General features: G+C 45.7%; 4 protein-coding genes. 2 read left to right on the top strand and 2 right to left on the bottom strand.

The window, feature by feature from the left end; all coding sequences use genetic code 11:
- A partial coding sequence (locus ACTXGO_RS11025; protein WP_443574509.1) for a universal stress protein occupies positions 1-743 on the bottom strand: 743 nt, incomplete at its 3' end.
- A gap of 218 nt (positions 744-961) precedes the next feature.
- Here ACTXGO_RS11025 and ACTXGO_RS11020 point away from each other — a divergent pair.
- Entirely contained in the window at positions 962-1,621 is a 660-nt protein-coding gene (locus ACTXGO_RS11020) for a DsbA family oxidoreductase (RefSeq protein WP_443541436.1), read from the top strand.
- 112 nt (positions 1,622-1,733) lie between these two features.
- Here ACTXGO_RS11020 and ACTXGO_RS11015 read toward each other — a convergent pair whose 3' ends face one another.
- Positions 1,734-2,858, bottom strand: coding sequence for an S-(hydroxymethyl)glutathione dehydrogenase/class III alcohol dehydrogenase (locus ACTXGO_RS11015; RefSeq protein WP_443574507.1), 1,125 nt, complete (start codon positions 2,856-2,858; stop codon positions 1,734-1,736).
- Positions 2,859-3,054: 196 nt separating this feature from the next.
- Between ACTXGO_RS11015 and ACTXGO_RS11010 the strand changes: the two genes are divergently transcribed.
- Positions 3,055-3,704 (top strand): LysR family transcriptional regulator (locus ACTXGO_RS11010; protein WP_443574505.1); only part of this gene is annotated, 650 nt, incomplete at its 3' end.

The following is a 3,704-nucleotide window of genomic DNA, read 5'->3' as shown; positions in this document are numbered from 1 at the left end:
TCGTTTTGCGTCTGATGAGTAAGCAGACCATTGACCGCATCTGTCTCTGGCAAATGATGCGTCTGCACCTCAAACCCTGCTTGGTTTAACTGCTCAGCGGCTACTCTTAGACTCTCCTTTGCTTCATCATTATTATGACCAATCATCACAATATGCCCGGGCATACCTTTTAACAGCTCGCTTTTGGCAACCAATCCGACCGCTTTGATAGCCGTTTTGCTGGCATCAAAGGCTACCATATATGAGCGTGGCTCCTTGTAAGCTTCTGAGCAAATCAAAATTGGAATGCTAGAGGCACGTGCTACCGTCTCGATTTGACTACCGATATTGATTCGCGCGTTTTTGTGATCCTCACCGCGTCGTCCCATGACGATAGCGCGGTTGTCTTCTTTGAAATGCTCGATAGCAGATAGCAATTTGCCGCGGCGCTGATAAACCTTAATTTGGACATCAAAGCTGCTTTGTATATGGCTTTTGGCATCTTGTACTAGAGCATTGCTGTAGCTATTGACAACTCTTGCCCGCTGCTCATCTAAATGCGAGAGCTCTTCTAATAGAATCTGGCGACTGTCGAGTCCTATCGCGCCAGATAGGTCGCGCCGTTTGGATGCAGGCACTTCGGTCACATTTAATAAGGCTACAGGCAAATTTAGGCGACTGGCGTACCATGCGGCGTAGTCACTGACGGAACCTGTGACTGCTGAGCCATCGACACAAGCTAGAATATGCTGCTGGGTCATCATCACTTCCTCCTAAGATTAAATAAAAGTAAGGTATATATAGAGTCTACCAAGTTTATGAGCCTTATAGTCAAGCTTAGCAAATTAAAACATTAGGCTCACCTCAAATGGTTAGTACGCTTAAGATTATAGATCCAATAGTAAAACGCTAGCTTGTTTTGAGAAGAATAAACGCCATTAAAATGGTGATGCAAACACAAAACTAACTATAGGAAGTTATTATGAATAATACCAAGAAAGCTGAGCCACTCAGAATAGATATTGTCTCCGACGTAGTCTGTCCTTGGTGCGTTATCGGTTATCGTCAGCTAGCGCAAGCACTTAAGCAGACCAATACTGAGCATGAGATATACTGGCACCCGTTTGAGCTCAATCCTAACATGCCAGCCGAGGGCCAAAACTTACGTGAGCACATTATAGAAAAATACGGCTCGACCAAAGCACAATCTGATGCCAGCCGTGAGGCGATGACTCAAGCAGGTCGCGAGGTTGGTTTTGAGTTTAACTTCAATGATGATACGCGTATGCATAATACCTTTGATCTACATCAGCTACTGCACTGGGCGGAGCAGCAAGGACATATGCACGAGTTAAAACAAGCACTATTCGTCGCCCATTTCACTGACGGCCGTAATATCTCTGACATCACGGTGCTTGCAGATATAGCGGCAGAGACTGGGCTGGATCGTAGCGAAGCACTGGCGGTACTAGAAGACCAGCGTTTTGCTAAGGAAGTACGAGCAGCAGAGCAACATTGGCAGCAGCAAGGTATCCAAAGCGTGCCAGCGGTAATATTTAATGAGCGTCATTTGGTCAACGGTGCGCAAGGAGAGGAAAGTTTTACTAGCATTTTGCAGCAACTGGCTGATATGGCGGAATAAATCGACTTAAATGAACGATTTTACAGCAACGAGCGATAAAACTAGAAACGCCGCTTCTATATAGGAGCGGCGTTTTTGTGCTGACGTGATTTAATTCATAATAAATAGTGTCTTAAAAATGAATCACCGTACGAATACTCTCACCCTTATGCATCAGATCAAAGGCTTCGTTGATATCTTCTAATGGCATAGTGTGGGTAATAAAGTCATTTAATGGGATATCACCTTGCATATAACGATCGACGTAGCCTGGTAATTCTGAACGGCCTTTGACGCCGCCAAATGCTGAACCTTTCCAGACGCGACCAGTCACTAGCTGGAATGGACGGGTTGAAATCTCTTGCCCTGCGCCTGCGACCCCAATGATGACCGACTCGCCCCAGCCCTTATGACAACACTCCAGCGCTGAGCGCATGACATCGACATTACCGATACATTCAAACGAGTAATCTACGCCGCCATCGGTAAGCTCAACGATAATGTCCTGAATAGGATGGTCATAGTCTTTTGGATTGATGACATCTGTTGCGCCTAATTTTTTGGCCAGATCAAATTTGCTCTCATTGATATCAATCGCGATGATACGGCGCGCTTTTGCCATTTGAGCGCCAATAACGGCTGATAATCCGATACCGCCAAGACCAAAGATAGCGACGGTAGAACCTTCTTCGACTTTTGCCGTATTCATAACCGCGCCCATGCCGGTGGTCACGCCACAACCTAGCAAGCAAACTTTTTCTAACGGTGCGTCTTTGTCCACTTTGGCCAACGAAATCTCTGGCAAGACGGTATATTCTGAAAAGGTCGAGCAGCCCATGTAGTGATAGATAGGTTCGCCGTCTTTGTAAAAGCGCGTCGTACCATCTGGCATCAGACCCTTGCCTTGAGTCTCACGTACGGCTGAGCATAGATTGGTTTTGCCTGATCGACACATTTTGCAGACGCCGCACTCTGCAGTGTATAAAGGAATAACGTGATCGCCGACTTGGACGCTGGTCACGCCTTCACCGATCTGTTCAACGATACCGCCGCCTTCGTGACCTAAGATAGCTGGGAACACGCCTTCTGGATCTTCACCAGATAAGGTAAAGGCGTCAGTGTGGCAGACGCCACTGGCGACGATTTTTACCAACACTTCGCCTTTACGTGGCAGCATAACGTCTACTTCTTCAATAGATAGTGGCTCATTTGGGCCCCAAGCGATGGCGGCTCTTGATTTAATAAATTCATCTGACATAGTTGTCTCTCTTTTTAATTAGTTTTATCGGTTATTGAGCACAGACCTATTCATCTTATAGTGCTGACTTAGTAGAGGCAAGCGACAGCTGAACCTGTCTGTGAAGCATTAAACTTTACACTAACTATTATAGTCGTTTCTGCCATGATAACAATGTGCTATATTTACAAATATCTTTTACACAGTGGTAATAATCATGCGCTGGGATGGCATTAGTGAATTTGTTTACGTCGCAGAATACGAAAGCTTCACACGTGCTGCAAAAGAGTTGGGCATCTCAACCGCGCAAGTCAGTCGGCAGATAAGCGCCTTAGAGAAGCGCCTCAGTATCAAATTGCTATATCGCACAACGCGTAAGGTAACACTGACTGAAGAAGGCCGCGTGTTTTATCAGCATTGCCGCAGCGTGCTCGATGGCTTGGATGCCGCTGAGCAAGCAGTAAGCAACTTACAATCAAAACCCCAAGGCAGGATTAAACTGACCGCTCCTGTCACTTATGGCGAGCAGCAATTATTGCCACTGGTCAATGACTTCATGGTGCAATATCGTGATATCGAAGTGACGGCATTTTTGAGTAATCAAAAAATTGACTTAGTAGATGGCGGCTATGACTTGGCAATTCGTATTGGCAAATTAAGCGACTCAACCATGATGGCAAAAAAACTTAGCCGTCGTACCAACTTCGTCTGTGCCGCACCCGCTTATCTTGAAAAATACGGCACTCCTCATGCTCTGTCCGAGCTAAGCCAACATAACTGCTTACTTGGCACTCGTGACTATTGGCATTTTATAGATTTTAAAAAAACAGATTCTAGAAAAGACGCTGATAAAGAAAAAAACCTGCG

The sequence above is a fragment of the Psychrobacter sp. T6-1 genome (assembly GCF_052258445.1).
This window is presented reverse-complemented; position numbering and strand designations above follow the sequence as displayed.

Coding starts and splice junctions, on each gene's coding strand:
- ACTXGO_RS11015 (WP_443574507.1), bottom strand. CDS start 2,858: ATGTCAGATGAATTTATTAAATCAAGAGCCGCCATCGCTTGGGGCCCA.
- ACTXGO_RS11020 (WP_443541436.1), top strand. CDS start 962: ATGAATAATACCAAGAAAGCTGAGCCACTCAGAATAGATATTGTCTCC.